Below are 24,925 nucleotides of genomic sequence, written 5' to 3'. Positions count from 1 at the left end.
AGTTCTCATATTTTAAAAAGCCCATCTAAATGGGCTTTTTTTATGCTTTTTGCGGTGATAGCCTGATGCGAATATCTTGCGAAAAAGAGAATTCATGTGAGTGACTTACCCCCACCGTTTGGTGTGTTATTAGTAAACTTAGGTACCCCCGATTCACCTACCGCTCCCGATGTGAAAAAATTCCTGAAGCAATTCTTGAGCGATCCTCGTGTGGTCGATCTTTCTCCTTGGATCTGGAAACCGATTTTAAACGGCATCATACTGAATACCCGTCCGGCTAAAGTGGCTAAACTCTACCAATCTATCTGGTGGGATGAAGGCTCACCTTTAATGGTGATTAGCCAGAAACAGCGCGATAAACTTAAAACTTCATTACATGAGACACTCGGACAAACCATTCCAGTGGAACTTGGCATGAGCTATGGTAATCCGTCATTGCAATCGGGGATCGAAAGCCTAAAGTCTCAAGGGGCTGAAAAGATTTTTGTCTTGCCACTTTACGCTCAATACTCTTGCTCGACCGTTGCACCAGTTTATGATGCGATCGCTGAGCTATTAAAGGCTGAGCGTAATATTCCTGAAATCCGCATCAATAAGCAGTATTTTGATCATCCGGCCTACATTCAAGCGCTATCGGAGTCGGTAAAGGCTCATTGGCAAGCAAAAGGTCAGGCTGATGTGTTGATGATGTCGTTTCACGGTGTGCCACTTAGATACATTACTGAGGGCGACCCTTACCAAGCACAATGTCAACAAACTGCTGAGCTGTTAGCCAAAGAGCTAGGCTTAACGAGTGAACAGTGGCGCATTTGCTTTCAATCTCAGTTTGGTAAAGAGGAATGGATAAAACCTGCAACCGATGAGTTGTTAGGATCTATGCCTAAACAAGGAGTTAAGTCAGTAGATATCATGTGCCCAGCATTTTCATCTGACTGTTTAGAAACCTTGGAAGAGATCTCCCAAGAGGGCAAAGCGGAGTTCCTATCTGCTGGTGGTGAGCGCTATGAATTTATTGATTGCCTCAACGATGCGCCTGCTCACATTGAACTATTAACTAAGCTGGTTCAGCAGCAAACTAAGGGTTGGTATTAAATTTTCTAACTTCTATAGTGATTTCAGCTAGCGAAAGAGGTGGGGTGTGGTAAAATCCCCCACCTTTTTTCGCATCTAGCCCTTTAAATTCACTATTTTGCTTAAGTTGTGACTAAGCTAAACAAATAGTGAGGGTAGAGTTTTTATTATGACTAGTTGCTAGAAGTGCAGTGTCTGCTTGTTCGAATAAGAATAAACAGCTTGAGATAACTTACCCGTTTTAATTTATATTTTGCATGGATGCCGAATGAAAGAGAGCTCAATATGAAGTTTCCAGGTCAGCGTAAGTCTAAACATTATTTTCCAGTGAAAAACCGTGATCCATTGCTTGCGCAGTTGATCCAACAGCCTCTACCGATTTCAACCTACATCTCTGGCATCGATCAGACGCTTGTAGACATTGAGGCGAAAGTGGAAGATGAGTTATTGAGCCGCTATGAGCTGCCTAAAGGCAACTCAACCTTGATCGATGATGACAAGGCCCATGCACTTTATACTGAGCTTAAAAGCAAAGAGTTGATCAGCGATGAATTCGCTGGTGGTACTATCGGAAACACGGTACACAACTACTCAATTTTAGCCGATGATCGCTCTGTGCTATTTGGCGTAATGAGCAAAAATATTGAAGTCGGTAGCTATGCCTATCGTTACCTTTGTAATACCTCATCTAAGGTGGATCTAAACTATTTACAACCTGTAGCGGGTCCAATTGGTCGTTGCTTTACTTTGATCTCTGAATGCGGTGAGCGTACTTTTGCGATCAGCAAGGGCTCAATGGATCAACTCACGCCTACCTATATTGACAAAGAAGTCGTTCAAGGTGGCTCTGCGCTAATTCTGACTGCATACCTAATGCGCGCGAGTGGTGGTGATCAGATCACCGATGCCGCAATGACCGCAATCAATTACGCAAAAGAAGCTGAAGTGCCAGTGGTACTAACATTAGGTACTCGTTTCTTAATTGAAGAAGATCCAAAGTGGTGGCAGGAGTTTATTAAAGAGCACGTCACGATTTTAGCGATGAACGAAGATGAAGGTGAAGCATTAACAGGCTTTAGCGATCCACTGCAAGCGAGTGAAGCTGCGCTTGAATGGTGTGATATGGTGTTGACCACAGCTGGTCCTTTAGGTCTTTATACCGCAGGCTATACAGAAGACTCTGAAAAGCGTGAAACAAGCCACACCCTATTACCGGGTTCAATTCCAGAGTTTAACCGTTACGAGTTCTCTCGCCCTAAATTAAAAGCAGATTGTGACTCGCCACTAAAGGTTTACGCACATATCTCTCCTTATATGGGCGGTCCAGAAGTTATTCGCAACACTAACGGCGCCGGCGATGGTGCGTTAGCGGCTTTACTGCATGACTTAGCGTCTAATACCTTCCATAAAACTAACGTGCCAGGCTCAAGCAAGCATAAGCGTGATGGTTTGTGCTACTCGTCGTTCTCGCAAATTTGTAAGTACGCTAACCGCGTGGCTTATGAAGTGTTAGCGCAGCATAGCCCAAGGCTTTCTCGTGGCTTACCTGAGCGTGAAGACAGCTTAGAAGAGTCGTACTGGGAACGATAAGCTGAGACGCCCTAACTGGCAATTAGCTAAATAATTTTGAAAGGCATAACTTGGAATTCCCAGTTATGCCTTTTTTGAATCTACTCTGGAATAATATAAGAAGAATGAAGTTATGACTGAATACGAAAAAATGCTCAATGGTGAAGTGTTTGAAGGCGCAGATCCTGAAATTTCAGCGGTACGAGACAATGCCTATTTATTGCAAAAGCAAATTAGCAATAGTTTAGGCTATAGCGAAACCCAGTGCTTGATAAAGCAATTACTCAATAATATCGGTGAAGGCTCTATAGTCAGAGAGCCGTTTAGCTGTGAGTTCGGTAAACAGATCACGATAGGTAAGGGGAGTTTTATCAATATTGGCGCGGTGATGCTAGATGGAGCAAAAATAACGATAGGTAATCACGTAATGATTGGCCCAAGTTGCCAATTTTATACCGCTTCTCATGCTCTAGATCATATGAGTCGCCGCCGCTGGGAGACATTTTGCTTACCGATCACCATTGAAGATGATGTGTGGATTGGTGGCAATGTAGTGATTAACCAAGGTGTGACTATTGGTGCTCGAGCGGTTATTGCCGCTGGTGCAGTCGTAAACAAAGATGTTGCGCCCGATAGTATGGTTGGCGGCGTACCAGCAAAACTAATTAAGATGTTGAAATAGTTTTTAAACGTTTTCTTAGTTTAAGTAATGCCGAACCGATTTGATAATTTAGAAAGTTAGAAAGTTAGAAAGTTAGAACGTTAGCAAGTGAATGGTCTAGTGCAGAACATCAAAAGGGCGCCAATAGGCGCCCTTTTTGTTAGTCGCGAAACGATTAATTAGCGATTTAACTTATTCTCTTCAGCATGAACTTGAGCGTTGAAACCTGGAGCCACTTTACCCGCTTGAGTATCGTTGAACACCTCTTCATTAAACTCGTTTTCAGACTTGGCAATCACCACTGTCGCTACGGTATCACCAGTGACGTTAACCGCAGTTCGTACCATATCCAGTAATCTATCGACACCGATAATCAGCGCGATACCTTCAACTGGCAGACCGACTTGGTTAAGGACCATGGCAAGCATGATAAGACCCACACCTGGAACACCTGCCGTACCGATAGAAGCAAGTGTTGCCGTAACAACAACCATGGCGTAATCGGTGATGGTCAGTTCGATACCAAATACCTGAGCAATAAATACGGTTGCCACACCTTGCATGATCGCGGTGCCATCCATGTTAATGGTTGCACCAAGTGGTAGGGTGAAAGAGGCAATTTTATTGTCCACACCCATACGGTGCTCTGCAGTCTCAATGGTCACAGGTAATGTGGCATTAGAGCTTGCGGTGCTGAAAGCAAATAGCTGTACGTCGCGGATTTTGCGGATAAAGGTGAATGGATTCAGTCCAGAGAACACTTTAAGTAGTGTTGGATAAACAACGAACGCGTGGACAAGCAATACACCCAGTACCACGAAGAAGTATTTAACGACACTGCCAAAGGTTTCCATACCCAGAGTGAGCGCAAGTTTTGCCATCAGAGCAAAAACACCGTAAGGAGCAAGCTGCATGATCAACGTAACAACGCGCATGATCACTTCGTTAAGGTCGTTAAACAGCGCAGCAACGCGAGCACCACGCTCACCGATATGCGAGATAGCAAAACCGAAGATCACCGCAAAGATGATGATCTGAAGCATGTTGCCTTCACTCATTGCGTGTAATGGGTTAGTCGGTACTAGGTTGATGATGACGTCCGATAGACTCGGCGCCTGTTTAACATCGAACTGCATCCCCTCCGTTACCATGCTGGCATTGCCGGGATGAACGGCAATAGCAATTAGAATCGCCATCGAAAGGGCTATCGCGGTTGTAAATAGATAAAACGCGATTGTCTTACCACCTAAACGACCCACTTTTGAAGGTTCACTTAAGGAGCAGGTACCACAGACTAATGAAACAAATACGAGGGGAACAACAAGCATTTTTAAACTTGAAATAAAGATTGTGCCGATGACATTTAGAAAGCCCTCGGTGATGTACTCTTTGACAAAATCACTCTCTGGAAACAGATTGCGTAATAACAGCCCGAGAATAATACCGGTAAACATACCGATAATAATCTTACTCGTGAGGCCGAGTTTTTTGGTTTTCGTAGCAGACATAGTGCTTCCTGTATAATTTTTATGCTTTCAATTTGCGTTCTAAAGCCTAGCAAGAAAGTGACAGCGAGGAAATGGGGTAAAAGTTAAGTTTTGCCGTGTTCTTGCAAATAAATAGATGTTTATTGTGGAAAAGTTATGGGAAAATTGTGTAATGTGGGGTGCTGGGTAACCTAAGCGTTATCAAAAATAATAATCTGAGTAACAGGGAGCCTGACAATGAAGTCAGCTTATAGCATTTTTATTGCTTTTATATGGTCATTTCTTCTCGTTGGTTGTAGTGGTGGAGGTAGTATTTCTGAAGATGAGGATGGGGGAAGTACTCCGGACCCAACGACGATTTCAATAGAGCTAAGCACAACCAATTCGCTTATTTCGGTTGCAGAAAATGCACAGATAACAGCTAAGGTGACCGATTCAAATGGGGCTGCGGTTAGCACGTTAGTCTCGTTTTCATTAAATAATGCAACCTATGGCTCTTTCGATCCTGCCACTGGTGAAGTCTCTACAGATAATGAAGGTAATGCCGTTGTTACTTTAAGCACTGCTTCTATTAATACTGGCGCTACAGTTACAGCTAAAACCTCAACTGGAGAAACAGCAAGTATTAATGTGACCATGGTTGGTGACGGTGGTGATGCTGGAAATGGCCCTTCAGTGTCTATAACGCTAACGGATGAAAATGGTGAGCCGACATCAGGGATCAGTAGTTTATCGCCTGGATTTTTAGTTGCTAATGTTACTGGACTTTCTAAAGAAACCATTGTGACTTTCACTACAAGCCGTGGTGAGATCCCTATCAACACCGCAGTTACTGAAGATGGAAAAGCAAGGGTACAAATCCTAGCGGGCGCAGAACCAGGGGCCGCTAATGCAATTGTTACGTTATTATCAGGTGAAAGCGCTAATTTAGCATTTACTATTGGGGCAACCAACGTCCTCATGGGAAGTGGTACACCGTTTGAGTCTGGTGTGGCGTCAATTACCCCTGTCAGTGTATCTGCAGGTGGTACGTCGAGCATTTCTGTGACTTTGCAAGATGATCAAGGCAAGTTGTTCACTGAACCTGCTGAAGTAATGTTTTCATCTATCTGCTCAGCTAAAGCATCTCCTGAAGCTGAAATTAGCTCACCTGTTATTGCCGTTAATGGGGTTGCGACCAGTACGTATCTTGCAAAAGGTTGTGTTGGGGAAGATACAGTTAACGTTAGTGCTAATGTAGGCGGTAAAGCATTAACGGCGTCAGCTAAGTTGACTGTATTACCTGCAAGCGTCGGTAGTATCTATTTTGTTGAAGCATTACCTGAAAGTATTCGTTTGAAAGGCACTGGTGGTTCTGAAGCATCAACAGTTAAATTTAAAGTACTGGATAGTAATGGCACTCCTGTTACTAACCAGCTAGTAAACTTCTCTCTAAACACTGAAGCCGGTGGAATTGAACTTAGCCCTGATAACGCAAAAACTGATGCAAATGGTATCGCTCAAACCGTGGTTAACTCAGGGACAGTGGCAACCTCGGTAAGAGTGACTGCCGTTGTTGATGGTAAAACACCTGAAATATCCAGTCAGTCAAACTTGCTCGTGATTTCAACAGGTTTGCCAGATCAAGACAGTTTCTCTTTATCAGTTGATAATGCGAGCCCTGAAGGCTGGGATTATGATGGGACTGTAGTTAATGTAACCGCAAGGCTTGCGGATGCCTTTAATAACCCTGTACCAGATGGAACGGCGGTATCGTTCACGACAGAAGGCGGCTCAATCGACCCATCTTGTGTAACGTTAAACGGCGTTTGTTCAGTAAAGTGGACCAGCCAAAACCCAAGACCTACTGGGGCAATACTCGATAGTGCTCCTTCTGAATCACCAAAGTTGGGCCAGCCCTATGGTGGTCGCGTCACTATTCTTGCTACCGCTATTGGTGAAGAATCATTCCCTGATACCAATGGTAATGGACGTTTTGATGCAGCCGAAGTTTCCGACTTTGAAAACAAGCCAAACGTTTCAGGTAATAGCTATGATCTGGCTGAAGCATTTGTCGATCATAACGAAGACAGCGTTTATAACCCAGAAACAGCTGGTGAAGACGGCGGTGATTTAGAAACATTCGCTGACTTCAATAATAATAGTGTATTCGATGGTGCCGATGGTCTATATAACGGTAGTTTATGTGCACTTGATGCCAATGGTACAGCGCACTCTGGCTGTTCAATGACAAGTAAATCATTAAACGTTAGAGCCAGTGCTGTTATCGTGATGGCTGGCAGTGATGCTTATTCATCGACTCCTGTCATTTCTGATAGCTGTATTGATAAGCCAGGTGAAGACGATTCATGTGATGGCCTAAACGATAATAATACGCTCGATATTTTTGGTAAATCGACAGGTGGCGTATCGATTATCGTCAGTGATTTACACAACCAGCCTTTACCATCTGGTACCACTTTGACCTTCAAGCCATCAGTTGGCAGTTTGGCAAGCAATGGCACATTTACTGTTGCTTCGACTAATAAAAATGGTGCCTTGTCGTACAGTGTTGTGATTAAAGGTGCTGATGAGCCTGAATCCGGCACGCTAGTGATAGAAGCTGTTACGCCAAAAGGCGATTTAACTCTGATTGCGACGATACCAATGACTATTCATTAATGGATAGTTACCGATATTTGTGAGTATAAGCTCTAACTAAAAAGCCTTGCGATAGCAGGGCTTTTTTCATCTGAGAACAAGTTCTATCAGTTGGGCTTCAAAATAGATGTCGCTATCGCAATGGCATCTCTGTTGGCGATTAAGCGATGCCTAACTTAAAAACACAGGTGAAATGTTTACCAAATAGCTTGCTAAATAAGGAGGCTGTTTCTGCGGGAAATGGAGTGAGCAGTTGTAAAGTCATAAAAAAAACCACCGTAAATGTGGTTTTTTTATGTCTACTATAAAAGAGAAATAATCTTATCTTTGGAACTGATAAACGCTACCTAGCTTCATAATTTGCGTCAGCTCATCGAGGGCGGTACGTGACTCGATAATAAGTTGCGGGTCGGCTAAGTCTTCAACTAACAAACGATCACGGTAATGTTTATCTACCCACAGGTTTAAGCGAGTAAACAGCGCGTCGTTCATTAATGTATGTTGGTTTACCGCGGCAACTTCATTTTGGTTCATTGCAACACGTAAACGCAAACATGCTGGACCACCGCCATTTTGCATGCTCTGCTTAACATCGAAGTAGAGCACTTGCTTAATTGGCGTATCGAGTGTCACCAACTCATTTAAATAAGCAAATACCGCTGGATTTTCTTGGCAGTTTGTCGGCGCAATAATTGCCATCTCACCAGAAGGCAAGGTCACAACTTGAGTATTAAATAGGTAGCTTTTCACAGCATCTTGAATCGCCACCTTAGAGGTAGGAACCTCTATGAAGTGTAGGGCCGAGTCACCAAACTTGTTTTTGATTTCAGTCAGTTTTGCCTGAGTGTTTAAAAAGGCTTGCTCATGGTAGAAGAGCACATTTTGGTTACCAACAGCAATCACATCGTTATGGAATACGCCTTGGTCAATGACATCAGGGTTTTGCTGAATGTAGACTGTGCCGTCATCATCTAATTGGTGTAGACGCGCAACCGCTTGTGAGGCCTCGAGAGTTTGGCGTGCTGGAAATTTTTGCGGCTTTGGCGCTGATGGATTTGTGGCTTCTTGGCCATAGACAAATAGCTCAACACCGGCATGTCCATATTCACTGCAAAGACGGGTATGGTTAGCTGCACCTTCATCACCAAAGCTGCTATGTTCTGGAAGATGTTGGTGATGTTTGAAATAACGGCTATCGTTAAACGTAGCTTGAAGTATGTTACCCGTCGTCGTAGGTTCAATACTGCGGTGTAATTTGTCGACAAGATTAGCTGGGGTAAAGTGCAATTTACCATCATGGGTGTCAGCACTAGGAGATACGGTTGCAGCATTAGCTGTCCACATGCTTGATGCACTGCAGCATGCACGTAGAAGCGCAGGAGCTTCTTTCGCTGCTTTGTTGAGGATTTCAGCATCTGTGCCTGAAAAACCAATTCTACGAAGTGTGTGTAAGTCTGGGCGCTCTTGAGGGGCAAGCATGCCTTGAACTAAACCGAGATCGGCTAGCGCTTTTGCTTTTTTGAGCCCTTGTTTAGCAGCATCTTTTGGGCTTGAGGTCGCAGCGGCGTTATTTAATGAGGCGACGTTACCAAATGATAAACCAGCGTAATTGTGCGTTGGCCCAACGAGTCCGTCGAAATTCGCTTCAAAATGCTTCATTCTTGTTTTCCTTAAGGGTAGCTCAGGTTGTGATATCTTTTCTGAGTTGTAATTATTATGGCCAGTATACTTAAGCGACAGTGCCGCACAAGCGAGTTTAAATTGACAAAAACACTGAATTTGAATCGAAATGCACAACTATGACTTGCTTGATGACTAATAATGAAATATTAGTTTTTAAATACGCACTAATTTTTTTCACATTTATTTCAAAAATGGTTAAAAATTGATACTCCAGTACAAATAAAAGAGGGATTAGCTTGAAACTCTGTACACAACCCTCTATATATGGAGCCAATTTTCCGATTTTTGAGACTCGTTGGCGCAAATTAATCTATGGGTAAATCGCTAGTAATCGTCGAATCACCGGCCAAAGCCAAGACTATTAATAAATATCTAGGCAAAGATTTCATCGTTAAGTCGAGTGTAGGTCACATCCGTGATCTGCCTACATCATCGAGTTCAGACGCTAAAGTTGTCAGTAAGACAGCTGCTGAAGTCAAAAAGATGTCTCCAGAGGAGAAGGCTGAGTATAAGAGTTTAAAAGCGAAGCAAGCTTTAGTTGCGCGCATGGGGGTCGATCCAGAAAAAGGCTGGAAAGCAAAGTATCAAACCTTACCTGGCAAAGAGAAAGTCGTTAAGGAACTCCAAACTCTGGCAGCATCTGCTGACCATATCTATCTCGCAACCGATTTGGATAGAGAGGGAGAAGCGATTGCTTGGCATCTACAACAAGTGATAGGTGGCGATGAGTCTCGTTATCAGCGAGTGGTATTTAACGAAATTACCAAGACCGCGATTCAAGACGCATTTAGCCAGCCATCGGTGCTCGATACCAATATGGTCAATGCACAACAGGCGCGTCGCTTCTTAGACCGTGTTGTTGGCTTTATGGCTTCTCCACTATTGTGGAAGAAGGTTGCCCGTGGTCTATCTGCTGGGCGTGTACAGTCTGTTGCTGTTCGCCTTGTGGTTGAACGCGAAAGCGAAATTAAAGCCTTCGTTCCAGAAGAGTTCTGGGATGTTCACGCTGAGCTCAACACCTTAACCGACGACTTGCTAAAAATGCAGGTGGTTAAATTCCAAGGTAAGGCGTTTAATCCTGTTAATGAAACTGAAGCACAAACTGCGGTTAGTCAGTTATCTCAGTCTAGCTTCGTGGTTGCTGCTCGTGAAGACAGAGCAACGTCAAGCAAACCATCGGCACCTTATATTACATCGACGTTACAGCAAGCAGCGAGTACTCGCTTAGGCTTTGGTGTTAAGAAGACCATGATGATGGCGCAGCGCTTATATGAAGCGGGCCACATTACCTATATGCGTACCGACTCGACCAACTTAAGCCAAGAAGCACTCGATAGCGTACGTGAGATGATTGGCAACGAATATGGTGACAAGTACCTACCTGAATCACCTATTCGTTATGGCAGTAAAGAAGGCGCACAAGAGGCTCACGAAGCGATCCGTCCTTCAAATGTGAAAGTGAGTGCTGCGTCTCTATCAGACATGGAGCGTGACGCACAGCGTCTATACGAGCTCATTTGGCGTCAGTTTGTCTCTTGTCAGATGACTCCTGCAAAATATGATGCGACTCGCCTGACTGTACAAGCAGGTGATTACGAGCTTAAAGCAACGGGTCGTACTCTTCGTTTCGATGGTTGGACTCGCGTTCAGACTGCCATTAAGAAGAAAAACGAAGAAGACAACACATTGCCATACGTGGCACAAGGTGATGCCGTTACGCTGCAAGAGTTACAGCCTAAGCAGCATTTTACTAAGCCGCCAGCGCGTTACAGCGAAGCCTCTCTAGTTAAAGAATTAGAAAAGCGTGGTATTGGCCGTCCGTCTACTTACGCTACGATTATTTCAACTATTCAAGACCGTGGTTATGTGAAAGTTGATAACCGTCGTTTCTTCGCTGAAAAAATGGGTGAAATCGTTAGTGATAGCTTAGTGGGTAGCTTTGAAGATCTAATGAGTTACGACTTCACTGCAAGCATGGAGCAAACATTAGATGATGTTGCTCAAGGTAAGCTTGAGTGGAAAAAAGTACTCGATGGTTTCTATAAAGACTTCACTAAGCAATTAGAAGTTGCAGAATTACCACCGGAAGAGGGTGGTATGCGCCCGAACGAAATGGTGATCACCGATGACATCAAGTGTCCAACCTGTGGACGCCCGATGGGCATTCGTACCGGTACGACAGGTGTATTCTTAGGTTGTTCTGGTTATGCACTACCGCCAAAGGAGCGTTGTAAAACAACGTTGAACTTAACGCCTGGTGAAGAGGCTGTGAGTAGCGGTGAAGACGCTGAAACAGAAGCCCTACGTGCTAAGCATCGTTGTGGCATTTGTGGCACTGCCATGGATAGTTACCTAATCGATGAAACCCGTAAGTTACACGTATGTGGTAATAACCCAACGTGTAATGGATATGAGGTTGAAGCGGGTCAGTTTAAGATCAAAGGTTACGAAGGACCGATTATTGAGTGTGATCGTTGTGGAAACGATATGGAACTTAAGAACGGTCGTTTCGGTAAGTACTTTGGTTGTACAAACTCTGAGTGTAAGAACACGCGTAAGCTGCTTAAGAGTGGCGAAGCTGCGCCGCCAAAAGAAGACCCAATTCACTTACCTGAGCTTAAGTGTACCAAGTCTGATGCATATTTCGTATTAAGAGACGGTGCAGCGGGGATCTTCCTAGCAGCGAGTACCTTCCCTAAATCACGAGAGACTCGTGGTCCATTAGTGGAAGAGCTTGTTAAGTACCGTGATCTGTTATGGCCTAAGTATCAATACCTAGCCGACGCGCCAGTGGCTGATGATGATGGTAATCTTGCGTCTGTACGCTTTAGCCGTAAGACTAAAGAGCAGTACGTTGCAACTGATGTTGATGGTAAGGCGACTGGCTGGACATCAAAGTATGTTGATGGCAAGTGGGTGACTGAGGCAAAAGCTAAGCCAAAGCCGAAGGCCAAAGCAAAACCTAAAGCCAAACCAAAAGCTAAGGCGACCAAAGCCGAGTAATTGGTTTAAAGCGCGATAAGAAGTCATAAAAAAGCCCCGGATCAGCGGGGCTTTTTTTGTGTTCATCTTAAGTGCCAGTAACTGTTCATTCGTCACTGTTTATTAGTAACGTGACATTAAAATTGCTTAGTAAAGGTGTTCCGTTGGGCACTTAAATCAAACATAAGCTTTTGAATTACCATTTCTTCTTAGGCTGGAACAAGACATCGATATCATCGTCATCTTCTTTGGTTCTGATAGAGACAGGTTGAGCCGATTTCTGAGCGCCAGTGATCTCTTCAAGCATCGCCTTGGCTTCTTCTACTTTACGACCGATAAACGGATCATTTGGAGTCTGTGCCTTAATCGTATGTAGGGTTGCTAAGGCCTTAGTGACCATCTGTTTGGCTGAACCATACTGCTTCATAAAGCAGGCCGCTCTTCCTCTGCCCAGCATCGAATCTACGTTGATACGTAACTGTAGGCTATCGATGCGCTGCTCTTCTTGACTAAAAACGCTTGGTTCAACTTTGCCCTTATTATGTTCGGCGCGAAGAATCGCTTTCATCTTTTTAAGTGTCTGTACCAGAGTCAATATTTGACGGTCACTGTCTGGTAAGCGAAATTGTTCGATAGCTGCAGCAGGCTTAGGTGCAGCCTGAAGCGATTGGATCTGGCCACGTAAATCAATTAAACGACGTTCATAATCGCTACTTTGGTTACGAGCAAGCGGCAGTGCACTAGTCAATGCATCTTCAACTCTTCGATAAAGAACAAGAATGATACTCGAAGAGCAAGGGATGAGCCCGGTATTGGACAACACTTCCTCAGTTTCATCTATTACTGCGCGATGACGTGCCAGTTCGCTACGTCGTTCAGACTCGATACGCGCTTTATGTTGCTGAATGATGCTAATTACGATCACCAAGAGTAATAAGGTGCCGAGTAAGATCAAGACTGATGCAAATATCATAGCAAAACCAATAAGTGTACAATTCAACTAATGCTACTATAAATCAATATTCTAGGGTAGTAATCTTCATCATGCATTCTCTATAATCTCTTCGCAGAGATTAACTATTGTGCTATATTCCATTTGATTTAATTATGGCGTTGTACTATAACCAATAATTATACTCGAATGGATCATAACTCATATATTAGACAGGTTTTTAGCCTGCTCATCGGAAGGATATAAGATGAAGTTGCAGCAACTTAGATATATTGCTGAGGTTGTAAATCACAATCTCAATGTTTCTGCTACAGCAGAAAATCTGTATACATCTCAGCCGGGTATAAGCAAACAAGTGCGAATGCTTGAAGATGAACTTGGGATCCAGATTTTTGGTCGCAGTGGTAAGCATTTAACCCATGTTACGCCAGCAGGTCAGCAAGTGATCAACATCGCCAACGACATTCTCGGTAAAGTTGAGAGCATCAAGAAAGTGGCTGAAGAGTATACTAAGCCTGATCAAGGTGAGCTCAACATCGCGACTACAGATACCCAAGCAAGGTACGCTTTACCGCATATCATTCAAGGTTTTATCGATCGCTATCCAAAAGTTAATTTACATATGCATCAAGGTACGCCGTCACAGATAAGTGAGTTGGCCGCAAGAGGCGATGCCGATTTTGCGATAGCGACTGAAGCCATGCACCTCTACAGTGACTTGATCATGTTGCCTTGTTATCACTGGAATCGTTCGATAGTCGTAACACGTGATCATCCGCTGGCGGCGAGAAGCAATATTAGTATCGAAGATCTCGCACATTTCCCATTGGTTACTTATGTTTTTGGTTTTGACCGTGCGTCAGAAATTGAAAAATCTTTTAACCGCGCAGGGCTCGAGCCTAGAGTGGTCTTCAGTGCGACCAGTGCCGATGTGTTAAAAACCTATGTCAGACTTGGGCTAGGCGTGGGTGTTATCGCCTCTATGGCGATTGATGAGCATATGGATAAAGATCTAGTGGCCATTGATGCAAGCCATCTATTCGCCCATAGCACCACAAAGATTGGTTTCAGGAAGGGGAACTTCCTGCGTACGTATATGTATGACTTCATCGAGCATTTTGCGCCGCATTTGACTCGACCAGTGGTAGAGCAAGCCGTTGCGCTAAGAGACGCCCAGCAGATTGAAGCTATGTTTGCCGATATAGAGCTCCCAGTTAGGTAGTCTCTCACTTTAAACCATAAAAAAAACCTCGCGATTGCGAGGTTTTTTTATGTTTAAAAGCTTTGGCAGCGAAGAAAACAAAAACGAGTGATTAACACTCTACAATATTCACAGCAAGACCACCTTTGGCAGTCTCTTTATACTTACTGCGCATATCTTTACCGGTATCCATCATGGTCTTAATCACCTTATCGAGTGAGACTTTATGGTTACCATCGCCACGCATTGCCATGCGTGAGGCGTTAATCGCTTTTACCGCTCCCATAGCGTTACGCTCAATACAAGGAACTTGTACAAGGCCGCCTACAGGGTCACAGGTTAAGCCTAGGTTATGTTCCATGCCGATTTCAGCTGCATTCTCAACATGCTCAACCGTGCCGCCCATGATTTCGGTCAGTGCTGCAGCTGCCATAGAGCACGCTACACCAACCTCACCCTGACAGCCTACTTCAGCGCCAGAGATAGAAGCATTCTTCTTATAAAGAATACCAATGGCTGCTGCAGTGAGTAGATAGCGACTACAAACATCTTGGTCGACTTCTTGAACGAACATATCGTAATAACATAGTACTGCAGGAATGATCCCCGCCGCGCCGTTAGTCGGTGCAGTAACAACACGGTCGCCAGCAGCATTTTGCTCGTTCACAGAAAGGGCAAATAGATCGACCCAATCCATAGCCGTTAGCGGGTCAACGCAGTTCTTGCCTTCGGCTTTTAAACGGCGATGTAGCGAAGGAGCACGGCGTCGAAGTTTCAGGCCACCGGGAAGGATCCCTTCTTTTTGGTAACCGCGTTCGACACAGGTCTTCATGGTTTGCCAAATTTGCCACAATTGATCATTGATCTCGTCGGCGTTGGCAATGCTGAGTTCATTCATCATCATGAGTGATGAAATACTGAAACCGTTTTCAGTACAGAGCTCAAGCAGTTGTTGTGCCGAGTCAAAATCAAAAGGTGCGGATTTTATCGGTGCAGCTGGTGATGCATCTTGTGCTTTAATTTCATCTTCATCGAGAATGAAGCCACCACCTACAGAGTAATAGGTGCGCTCATAAATGCATTCACCGTCCTTATAGGCATATAAAGTCATGGCATTGGCATGAGCAGGAAGGCTTTTACGTCTGTGGTAAGTGATGCCGTCTGCGCGGGTAAAGAGCACTTCACGTCCGCTTGCAAGTGTTAGCTGCCCGGTGTTTTTTACTTGCTCTAAAATGCCATCAATGCTGTCAGTGTCTACTGTTTCAGGTGCCTCTCCCATAAGCCCTAAAATGACGGCCTTGCCAGTGCCGTGCCCTACACCCGTTTGCCCTAACGAGCCAAACAGCTCTGAACGTAATTCATCAACGCTGTCGAGAATATTTAACTGCTGTAATTGCTCAATAAAAACGTTACCCGCTTTCATTGGACCTACAGTATGAGAACTTGACGGCCCGATGCCGATTTTGAACATGTCGAATACACTAATCATGCTAAACCTTTATTGCTCTAGTCGTTATAGTTATGACCAACTTCACTAAGAGATGAGGTAATGGAGGAATGCCCATTATCTTGGTATATTTCACTTATTGAGCGTGAAAATACTATGCTTGATGTTAATCTTAGTCGCTTGAATTAATTGGTGTTAAAAAGTATCCCATACTTTAGCTTTTTCTCTATCATTAGTTTTTTGTATGCAATTTCCACACATTAGATAATCTAATTAAATGTTGGATGTGCTAATGCTGATTTTTTGTTTTTAAATTTGTGCTAAGTCTTGTTTAACCAGCGTTTATTTAAGAATTTTGCGTTCAAGCGATAGAATGTGTTTTTTAAGTTTTGCTAGGTTAGATTTTAAAGAGATTAAAAATTTAGAGGGTTATATGAGTTATTTGATGTTAGATATCGAGTCAACGGAGCTGAGTGCTACGGAATCATCGCAGTTAACTCACCCCATGATTGGCGGCTTAATTTTGTTTAGTCGTAATTATGTCAGCAGGACTCAGTTGAGCACCCTCATTAAGTCAATACGTGCTATTCGCCCAGATATTTTGATCGCAGTCGATCATGAAGGTGGCAGAGTGCAACGGTTTAGAGAAGGGTTTACTGTGTTACCAGCTATGGGAGATATTCTTCCCGCTGCCAAAGGCGATATGGCGCAGGCAAAGAGCTGGGCTACCGAGCTTGGTTACTTGATGGCGATAGAATTGCTTGCAGTCGATATCGATTTAAGCTTCGCGCCAGTATTGGATTTAAATGGTGTTAGCCAAGTGATAGGCACTAGAAGTTTCAGTCCAGACAAGGGGGAGGTTGCCGAGCTTGCGAGTGCCTTTATTGATGGCATGGAGCAAGCGGGTATGTGCGCAGTGGGTAAGCATTTTCCAGGTCATGGCAGCGTTGAAGCTGACTCTCATATCGCGAAACCGGTTGATGAGCGCACTCAAGATGAGATTTTTGCCAATGATATGCAGCCGTTCAAGACGCTTATCGCTAAAAATCGATTACAGGGTATCATGCCTGCTCATGTGATTTACCCTAAGGTGGATAGCCAGCCTGCGGGTTTTTCTTCATTTTGGCTACAAGATGTATTGCGTAAGCAGCTAGCCTTCAACGGGGTGATTTTCTCCGATGATCTAGGCATGAAGGGCGCGGCGGTTGCGGGTGGTTACACCGCTAGGGCCCAGGCAGCACTCGATGCAGGCTGTAATATGATTCTAGTTTGTAACGATAGTCTCGGGGCAACTGAGGTACTAAATGGTGTTAATTGGCCCGATGTAACCACGAGCTTGAGTGCTAACCTGTTAAAACCGGATCAGAGCCGAGTGGCCAAGGCCTTAGAAGATAGCGCTCGCTGGGAGCGGGCTAAGGCCATCGCGCAAAGTTTGATTTAGCGCAACGCGCAAGCAAGTTTGGCTTGTTAGCTTAGCAGTTAATAATATACGTGAAAATTTTTGGAGGACGAGAATGATCCTTTATCTTCATGGGTTTGATGCAACAAGCCCAGGTAATCATGACAAAATGCGTCAGTTACAGTTTATTGATGATGACGTGCGCTTGGTCAGTTATAGCACCTTGCACCCTAAAAATGATATGCAGTACTTACTAAATGAAGTCAGTAAGCAGATCGCCTCTTCAGAGGACAAGTCGCCTTTGATTATTGGGGTGGGTTTAGGGGGATATTGGGCAGAGCGGATCGGATTTTTAAATGGCATTAAATCGGTGCTCATTAATCCTAACTTGCTGCCTCAAGATAATATGGTTGGTCAGATTGACCGTCCTGAAGAGTACGCTGACATTGCTAACAAGTGTGTTAAGGATTTTCGCGCCTTAAATACGGGCAAAGCACTGTGCATCTTGGCGCGTCAGGATGATGTTAATGACAACCCCAAAGTAGAATCCACACTAAAAGATTATTATTCGATAGAGTGGGACGAAGAGCAGCAGCATAAGTTTGTCTCGCTAGCGGGTCAGCTGCAACGCATTAAGGCGTTCAAAGCGAGCTAGTCTCGTTGTTAAGTTTTTAAGAACCATCAATAGCAATTAGGTTATTGGTGGTTTTTTTATCTCTATTACATTAGAAGAAAAGAAGAACCATGGTTTGTTTATTCATAGCGCTTAATTAGTGGAGATTGAGCTATCGCTGCTTAATGTCATTGCAAATATGAGCTTACTCTTTGCTCATGACAGTGCTTTAGGCTATGTTATTTCTAATACACTGAGGTTGTTTTTAATCTGAAATAATCACGATTTGCCTAGACTCGGTGCTTAACGAGTAGAGTCTTTCGTACAAGGAATGTGTTATGAAACGCGTCATCATTAAAATTTACGGTAAGGTACAAGGGGTTTCTTATCGTGACAATGCACTTGTTCAAGCAAATACATTAGGAGTGACGGGGTACGTGAGTAACCTAAGTGATGGTTCGGTGCAGATCTTAGCCCAAGGAGGTCATCCTGCGGTGGATAAGCTTATTAGTTGGTGTTATATCGGCTCACCCATGTCTCGGGTAGAAGAGGTGATTGTTGAAGAGGACGAGGCAGATGATATCTACCTCGACTTTTCAATTACTCAGCTTTAATACGCTGTCTGTGGCAATGTCGCGACTTCATCTGCCTGCTTGTAAGTCATTGCGCTTGGTTGCTGCATTTTTCTAATCTGAATGATCATGCCCATTTTAGGGTGATCAAAGTAATGAACTTCATCACTACGTACTCTGCGGTTTTGTTGCATCTCAATGGCGTAGAGGTAAGGTTTCGTCACTTCTTGAGCCGATGTGTCTTCTCCACTCCCTTCAGCACTTTTAACTGCACTTGGGCTCATTAGGGGCTCATTTTGTGTCAGAGTTATCGTCTTATTACCTTCTTCGCGTAAGGTGAAGTTCGTTTCAATAAACAGATAATGCTGTAGATAAATATTTATCGTCCCATCAAGCTTCCAGACAGGTTTTTGGGTGTCACTTGAGAATTGACTCTCCATAAAGTCGAAGTTGCCAAACTCTGCAGCGTTAGTGTTAACTTCAATCGGCTGCCCGTTAAACTCATACTGCTCTGAGTAGTCATGTCCCGAGTATAGCTTGACAGGGATCGACTGGCTGCGAGGGAGCATTGATTGCTGCCATGTCATATGCAAAAGGCTCGTGGTGCCTTTTTCACGAGAAATTGTCGCGATAATATCTTTGAATTGACTTTGCGTCTCGGCTAGCAATACCGCACCATCACCTAAATGCGCAACGGCAGGTCGCGGTGCGGCAATTTGCATCGGTACATCGGCCAAAGCTTTATGATTAGCTTTGCTAAGCTGCTCATTACAGTTCACGCTATCGGTTGCCCAATCGCTTGAAGTACAGCCGTTTAGTCCCATACTAACAGCGGTTAAATCGGTGCTGACCATAGGAGTTATAAAGTCGACAGTCTTGCGCGTACGAGTCTCTGCGGCTTTCGTAGGCCACTGCTCAACACTCGGAGCTGTGCGCTCAAAGAGATAGACTTCTACCTCAAACCAACGCTCTTCTGCGGCACTAACAGCAGTCGATAAGCTGGATAAAAGGCTAACAGCTAAAGCTGCGCTTAGCTTGTTTTTAGATAGTCTTAACACGGTTATTCTCCAAGACGATGTTGAAACAACTGCTCAATTAACAGTTTAAGTAGTGCGAGCCTGTCTTTAGCTGTTTCAGAAGGCATAGCAAATTTTAGCTTATTGGGCCCGTCCATTCGATATAGTTGGGGCTGGCTCTGTAGTAATCCGATGATGAAGGTTGGATCAACCTTATTGTTTTCACCGAACTCTATACTACCACCTTTAGCATGCATTTCGATTTTTCTTAAGCCTAACTGTGTGGCCAAATGCTTATAAAGTGTCATCTCCATAAGATTTTTAGTCGCATCGGGTAACATACCGAATCGGTCAATCAACTCAACTTTCATTTCATCAAGCGCTTTTGCGGTTTCGCAGTTAGCAATTCGCTTATAAAGAGATAGACGAATATTCACATCACCCACGTAATCTTCAGGCAGTAGCGCAGGGATCCGTAGCTCGATTTCACATTGATGACGCAACATCTGGTTTAGCGACGGCTCTTTACCTTGCTTAAGTGATTTCACCGCATCCTCTAACATCTCCATGTAGAGGGTAAAACCAATCTTGGAGATATGACCGCTTTGCTCATCGCCGAGCAACTCACCAGCGCCGCGAATTTCCAAATCTTGGGTGGCAAGCATAAATCCCGCGCCAAGATCTTCTAACGCCCCGATGGCTTCTAAACGTTTACGGGCATCTTTGGTCATACGCTTTGGATGGGGCGTCATCAAATAGGCGTAGGCTTGATGATGAGAACGTCCCACACGGCCACGTAGCTGATGCAACTGTGCCAGTCCAAAGTTATCGGCCCGTTCAATCACAATCGTATTGGCCGATGGCACATCGATACCGGTTTCGATGATGGTAGTACACACCAACACGTTAAAGCGTTGATGATAAAAATCTGACATTACTCGCTCAAGCTCACGCTCTCGCATCTGGCCATGGGCAGTCACCACCCGCGCTTCAGGTAGCAGGTCACTGATTTCTGCTGCGCGTTTTTCGATGGTCTCAACGCTATTGTGCAGGAAGTAGACCTGGCCACCCCTTAAGATCTCACGTAACAAGGCTTCACGTATTGTGGGTTCATCGTATTCTCTGACGAAGGTCTTTACGGCGAGTCGTTTAGCCGGAGGCGTGGCAATAATCGACAAATCACGCATGCCAGACATAGCCATATTTAAGGTACGTGGGATCGGCGTGGCGGTTAAGGTTAAGATATCGACATTGGCTCTGAGCGCCTTAATCTTCTCTTTCTGTCTCACCCCAAAACGGTGCTCTTCATCAATCACCAGTAAGCCTAAGTTTTCAAACTTAGCCTCAGATTGCAGCAGTTTATGAGTACCGATCACGATATCCACTTTACCGTCTAACAAATCTTTCATGACTTGAGTCTGCTCTTTGGCGGTTTTAAAGCGCGACATCACTTCTATCTTAAATGGCCAGTCGGCAAACCTATCTTTAAAGTTTTCGTAATGTTGCTGGGCGAGTAGGGTGGTTGGTACCAAGATGGCCACCTGTTTGCCATCGTTTACTGCAACGAAAGCGGCGCGCATGGCGACCTCTGTCTTACCAAAGCCCACATCACCACAAACCAATCTGTCCATCGCCGTTGGATTACGCATATCTTCCAGAACGGCTTCGATAGCTGTCTCTTGATCAACCGTCTCTTCATAGGGGAAGCTATTGGCAAACTGCGCGTACTCTTCTTGGTCGATTCGACAAGCCTCACCTGGGCGCGCTTGTCTACGAGCGTACACATCCAGTAATTCGGCTGCGACGTCGCGAATTTTCTCAACCGCTTTCTTCTTCGCCTTAGCCCAGCTTTCATTACCAAGTTTATTTAACGTTGCCTCTTCATCTGGGCCAACGCTATAACGGCTGATTAAATTAAGTGCTGCTACTGGTACATAAAGCTTATCGCCACCTGAGTATTCAAGGACTAAATACTCGGCCACTAAGCCGCCTGTGTCTAAGGTTTCTAAACCTTGATAGCGCGCCACACCATGGTCTAAGTGAACAATAGGCTGGCCGACTTTAAGCTCGGCTAAGTTTTTAACTAGGGCATCACTGCTTATTTGACGTTGTTTATCACGGCGACGACGCTGTGAGATCCGCTGCCCAAACAGTTCAGTTTCACAGATTAAACTGAACTTGCCGCCTGTTTTTTTCTCAATGATGCAGCCTTGAGCAAGGGGGGACACTATGAGTCCCACTTTTGCCTTGCTGGTAACAAACTCATCGAAGTGTGCAAATAGCTTTGGTTTGATATTAATCTTACTTAGCAGCTCTAATAGTGCTTCGCGGCGACCTTCAGATTCGGCGCTAAATAACATTCGCTCGCCAAGGGCGGCGTATTTTTCCAATTCGGCTAAAGGTTGTTTGAGCTTATGATTGGCGCAAATATCCGGTAGCTTGCTGGCTTTAGCATGGACAGCCGTGCCAGTGTAGGCTTCATCCTTAAGGCCAAAGCGAGGATAGCCTTTAAAAGCCGAGAAGATCTGCTCGGTAAGTAGGTATAACTCTTGTGGCGTGAGTAATGGCCTTAATGGATCGACGCGTCTGTCTTCATAGCGCAGCTCTACTTCATGAAGATGCGAGTGAGTCGCCGCTTCAATATCACCTAAGGTGATCAGCTGAGTATTACCCGGTAGATAATCAAACAGGGTTGCGGTCTCATCAAAAAACAGCGGCAGGTAATTCTCAATACCGGCCGGCATGGTCTTCTTACTGACCATCTGATAGATAGAGCCTGGCTCTTTGACCAATACTTCAAAGCGTCGGCGGTATCTTTGCCTAAAGCCTTCAATCGCGGCGTCATCGGTAGGAAACTCTTTTGCCGGTAACAGACGAATTGCATTTATCTCTTTACTCGAACGCTGAGTTTCAGGATCGAAATGTCGAATGGTTTCCACTTCATCGTCGAATAACTCGATTCTAAAGGGTTGGCTCGAACCCATAGGGAAAATATCGATAATCGAGCCACGCACGGCAAATTCGCCATGCTCATAGACCTGCTCGACCACATGATAGCCAGTGTTTATGAGCTGCTCGCGAACATCCATTAGGCGATATTTGTCGCCTTTCTCCAGCATTAATACGTTCCCTGTTAGGAACGATTGGGGCGGCAGGCGCACCATTAGTGTGGTGATAGGGACAATGACAACGGCGTGTTGCGCCTGGGGAATACGCGACAAAGCTTCAAGTCGCTGTGAGACCAAGTCTTGGTGCGGCGAGAAGCTGTCGTAGGGAAGGGTTTCTCTATCGGGAAAAAGCCAGATCGGTATTGATTGCTCACTGAGCAGATAGCCAAGCTCTGTTTCTAGGCTGATTGCGTTAGGCGTATCAGCGGTGACCACTAAGGTAACCCCTAGATGTTGCTTAGCAATATTCGCGATGGTAAGCGCTTGAGCTGCGCCGCCAAGTGTACACAGCGTTTGGGCCAGTTTGGCACTCTTGACCGCTGGTGGAGTCAATACAGAAAAAGCATTCATTAAGGCGAGGAAACAAGTCCAGATAGCAGTAAACTTGCTAAGTATTGTAGAGGCTTGTCTCAGCTCATGCCAGTGAAAATTCTTTTTGGGTTAGCGTGATAACTGTCTTAACTTTAGTTGTTTTTGCTGCAAACTAAGGCTAGCTTTAACCAACTGCTCGACATCGCTATCTTGGATCACACTAAAGCTTAACTCCGCCGCATATTGCGTCATGTTAGATTCATCAGTGTTTTCGACCAGTGAGCAGCCTTTTACTTTAGCCAAGCAGAGCAGGGCGACGAGCTCTTCTTTTATGTGTAGCGTCACCTGAAACACCTGTCCTAGGTCTAGGGGCGTAGGGCTAACAAGAGTGATGCCGCTGCCGCCAAACTGTTTACCGAAGTAATGTGTGCCTTGGTATTCCTCTTTTGCCATGATGTGCTGTAACACCATATCGATTTTACGCGATTGCAATTTTAAAAACTCCACTACGGTTTTTGCATCGTCATCGAGGTGGCGTAGCTGCAGCAGGCAGTCTGATTCGAGGGCTTTCACATCACTAATCAACTGTAAGCTCGTTGGCAACATAACGCTAAGTTGCTCAGATGATGGCAGTGGCTTGGCTTCATCCCAAGGACTCAAATAGACATCAAATGGGTGATTAATACTAAAATAGGCGCTAGAGTCGGTTAACAAGGGGGTTGCCTCTTGTTTTTAGGGGGCTAATACCCCTATTATCGTGCGCATCTTTATGATTTAGCAAGGTTAGACATACAAATGTCTTACAGTTTAATCGAGTATTGGCACTTTTTTGTGAAGCCTTGAGTAATACTTGTCTCGTTTCAGTCGCCGTTTTCTAATGGCAATTGAGCTCTGCATCAGTTGATTTTATTTAGGTTTTTTAATGAATTTTTCATTATCGTTTTATATTGGTTATCGCTACTGGCGATCCCGTAAAGCCAACGCATTCGCATCATTTATTACTATTTTTTCTGTTTCTGGCATTTTACTCGGAGTGGCAGCATTGATTGTGGTCAGCTCGGTGATGAATGGCTTAGAAAATCAGCTTAAACAACGCATTTTAGGTGCGGTGCCGCAATTAACCGTGCACTCACAAACCCCCATCGAAAATTGGCCAAGCCAAGTCGAGAAACTCAGTCAGCTGCCTGGCGTTCAGGGCGCAACCCCAAGCATATCAACCCAAGCCATGGTGCAGTCGCCGAGTAATATTGGTGCCGCGCAGGTGTATGGCATCTATCCTGAGCAGGAAAAAACACTATTGAATACGACTCAGCGAGTCTTTTCAGGAAATTTTGATGCCTTAGAGTCAGGAAAGTACCGAGTTATTTTAGGTGCCGAGTTAGCCCGAAAACTTGATGTTGCACCTGGAGATAAAATTCGCATTCTTAGCGGTGATGGCGTGGTGTACACACCACTTGGTCCGGTTCCGAGTCAACGTAAGTTCACCGTGGCAGGTGTTTTTGAGATGGGCTCACAAGTCGATGGGACTTTGGCTTATGTTCATCACGATGATGCTCAGCGACTGATGCGTCAAAAGTCCGGAGAGGTCAAGGAGCTGCGTCTATATCTAGATGACCCTTTTAATGCTGCCAAAATGGCACCAGAGGTGGTAGCGCAATTTACCACGCCCGTGACCACAACCGATTGGCGTGACACCTATGGTCATCTATTTGGGGCGGTGAAGATGGAAAAGAACATGATGTCTTTGATGCTTAGCCTCATTATTGCCGTTGCTGCCTTTAATATCGTTTCAGCCTTGGTGATGATGGTAGTCGATAAGACAACTGATGTGGCGGTACTTAAGACTCAAGGTTTGACGACTGCGAATGTGATGGGAATTTTTATGATCCAAGGATCGCTCAATGCGGTCATCGGTCTGATCAGTGGCGTGGCCGTCGGCAGTTTACTCACCCTTAACCTCAACACCATTACTCAGGCGCTTGGGATCTCCATTTTGGGCGCGGGGCAAAATTTGCCAGTACAGCTTGAGCTGAGTCAACTGACTTGGATTGTTGTTGGCACCTTAGTGATGACATTGGTTGCCACCGTTTATCCTGCAATTAGAGCGGCTAATGTGCAGCCTGCTACCGCGCTTAGATACGAATAGGCCACGA

General features: G+C 44.8%; 17 protein-coding genes. 10 read left to right on the top strand and 7 right to left on the bottom strand.

Going from position 1 to position 24,925, the window contains the following annotated elements:
* The first annotated feature begins 96 nt into the window (after positions 1 to 96).
* The 3 genes from hemH to Q1A86_RS14470 all read left to right on the top strand — a co-directional run bounded on the left by hemH (position 97) and on the right by Q1A86_RS14470 (position 3,322).
* Positions 97 to 1,092, top strand: a complete 996-nt coding sequence (hemH, locus tag Q1A86_RS14480) for a ferrochelatase (RefSeq protein WP_299807788.1) — start codon at positions 97 to 99, stop codon at positions 1,090 to 1,092.
* Between the two features lie 264 nt (positions 1,093 to 1,356).
* Positions 1,357 to 2,661: an inosine/guanosine kinase gene (locus Q1A86_RS14475; RefSeq protein WP_299807786.1), complete on the top strand. Its 1,305-nt coding sequence runs from the start codon at positions 1,357 to 1,359 to the stop codon at positions 2,659 to 2,661.
* A gap of 112 nt (positions 2,662 to 2,773) precedes the next feature.
* Entirely contained in the window at positions 2,774 to 3,322 is a 549-nt protein-coding gene (locus Q1A86_RS14470; protein WP_299807784.1) for a sugar O-acetyltransferase, read from the top strand.
* A 158-nt stretch (positions 3,323 to 3,480) separates the two neighbouring features.
* On the opposite strand, the gene Q1A86_RS14465 is transcribed toward Q1A86_RS14470, so the two are convergent.
* Positions 3,481 to 4,809, bottom strand: coding sequence for a dicarboxylate/amino acid:cation symporter (locus tag Q1A86_RS14465; RefSeq protein ID WP_299807782.1), 1,329 nt, complete (start codon positions 4,807 to 4,809; stop codon positions 3,481 to 3,483).
* Between the two features lie 216 nt (positions 4,810 to 5,025).
* Here Q1A86_RS14465 and Q1A86_RS14460 point away from each other — a divergent pair, with 216 nt between their 5' ends.
* Positions 5,026 to 7,449, top strand: a complete 2,424-nt coding sequence (locus Q1A86_RS14460) for an Ig-like domain-containing protein (protein WP_299807780.1) — start codon at positions 5,026 to 5,028, stop codon at positions 7,447 to 7,449.
* Between the two features lie 300 nt (positions 7,450 to 7,749).
* On the opposite strand, the gene astB is transcribed toward Q1A86_RS14460, so the two are convergent.
* Positions 7,750 to 9,087, bottom strand: coding sequence for an N-succinylarginine dihydrolase (astB, locus tag Q1A86_RS14455; protein ID WP_299807778.1), 1,338 nt, complete (start codon positions 9,085 to 9,087; stop codon positions 7,750 to 7,752).
* 336 nt (positions 9,088 to 9,423) lie between these two features.
* Here astB and topA point away from each other — a divergent pair, with 336 nt between their 5' ends.
* Positions 9,424 to 12,114, top strand: coding sequence for a type I DNA topoisomerase (gene topA, locus Q1A86_RS14450; RefSeq protein WP_299807776.1), 2,691 nt, complete (start codon positions 9,424 to 9,426; stop codon positions 12,112 to 12,114).
* 175 nt (positions 12,115 to 12,289) lie between these two features.
* Here the strand turns inward: topA and Q1A86_RS14445 are convergent, their stop codons facing one another.
* Complete coding sequence (locus Q1A86_RS14445; protein ID WP_299807774.1) at positions 12,290 to 13,066, bottom strand: hypothetical protein; 777 nt, start codon at positions 13,064 to 13,066, stop codon at positions 12,290 to 12,292.
* Positions 13,067 to 13,292: 226 nt separating this feature from the next.
* Between Q1A86_RS14445 and cysB the strand changes: the two genes are divergently transcribed.
* Positions 13,293 to 14,267: an HTH-type transcriptional regulator CysB gene (gene cysB / locus Q1A86_RS14440; protein ID WP_299807772.1), complete on the top strand. Its 975-nt coding sequence runs from the start codon at positions 13,293 to 13,295 to the stop codon at positions 14,265 to 14,267.
* Positions 14,268 to 14,358: 91 nt separating this feature from the next.
* Here cysB and Q1A86_RS14435 read toward each other — a convergent pair whose 3' ends face one another.
* Positions 14,359 to 15,735, bottom strand: a complete 1,377-nt coding sequence (locus Q1A86_RS14435) for an L-serine ammonia-lyase (RefSeq protein WP_299807770.1) — start codon at positions 15,733 to 15,735, stop codon at positions 14,359 to 14,361.
* Positions 15,736 to 16,126: 391 nt separating this feature from the next.
* Here Q1A86_RS14435 and nagZ point away from each other — a divergent pair, with 391 nt between their 5' ends.
* The 3 genes from nagZ (at position 16,127) to Q1A86_RS14420 (ending at position 18,319) form a co-directional block, all read left to right on the top strand.
* Positions 16,127 to 17,134 (top strand): beta-N-acetylhexosaminidase, encoded by a 1,008-nt coding sequence (gene nagZ / locus Q1A86_RS14430; RefSeq protein WP_299807768.1) that lies wholly within the window; start codon positions 16,127 to 16,129, stop codon positions 17,132 to 17,134.
* Between the two features lie 73 nt (positions 17,135 to 17,207).
* Positions 17,208 to 17,747, top strand: coding sequence for an alpha/beta hydrolase YcfP (ycfP, locus tag Q1A86_RS14425; RefSeq protein WP_299807767.1), 540 nt, complete (start codon positions 17,208 to 17,210; stop codon positions 17,745 to 17,747).
* Positions 17,748 to 18,043: 296 nt separating this feature from the next.
* Positions 18,044 to 18,319 (top strand): acylphosphatase, encoded by a 276-nt coding sequence (locus Q1A86_RS14420; RefSeq protein WP_299807764.1) that lies wholly within the window; start codon positions 18,044 to 18,046, stop codon positions 18,317 to 18,319.
* Here the strand turns inward: Q1A86_RS14420 and Q1A86_RS14415 are convergent.
* The 3 genes from Q1A86_RS14415 to Q1A86_RS14405 all read right to left on the bottom strand — a co-directional run bounded on the left by Q1A86_RS14415 (position 18,316) and on the right by Q1A86_RS14405 (position 23,486).
* A complete protein-coding gene (locus Q1A86_RS14415; RefSeq protein WP_299807762.1) occupies positions 18,316 to 19,335 on the bottom strand; it encodes a peptidoglycan binding protein CsiV in 1,020 nt (339 codons plus the stop codon). The two genes, Q1A86_RS14420 and Q1A86_RS14415, sit on opposite strands and share 4 nt — an antisense overlap.
* A gap of 2 nt (positions 19,336 to 19,337) precedes the next feature.
* Positions 19,338 to 22,811: a transcription-repair coupling factor gene (gene mfd / locus Q1A86_RS14410; protein ID WP_299807760.1), complete on the bottom strand. Its 3,474-nt coding sequence runs from the start codon at positions 22,809 to 22,811 to the stop codon at positions 19,338 to 19,340.
* A 90-nt stretch (positions 22,812 to 22,901) separates the two neighbouring features.
* On the bottom strand, positions 22,902 to 23,486 hold the full coding sequence (locus Q1A86_RS14405; protein ID WP_299807758.1) for a hypothetical protein: 585 nt from the start codon (positions 23,484 to 23,486) through the stop codon (positions 22,902 to 22,904).
* A gap of 208 nt (positions 23,487 to 23,694) precedes the next feature.
* Between Q1A86_RS14405 and Q1A86_RS14400 the strand changes: the two genes are divergently transcribed.
* Positions 23,695 to 24,918, top strand: coding sequence for a lipoprotein-releasing ABC transporter permease subunit (locus Q1A86_RS14400; RefSeq protein WP_299807756.1), 1,224 nt, complete (start codon positions 23,695 to 23,697; stop codon positions 24,916 to 24,918).
* Positions 24,919 to 24,925 lie beyond the last annotated feature (7 nt).

Origin of the sequence: uncultured Shewanella sp. (genome assembly GCF_947497935.1) — a bacterium.
Lineage (GTDB): Bacteria > Pseudomonadota > Gammaproteobacteria > Enterobacterales > Shewanellaceae > Shewanella.
The sequence above is the reverse complement of the archived record's forward strand: the minus strand, read 5'-3'. Positions and strand labels throughout refer to the sequence as shown.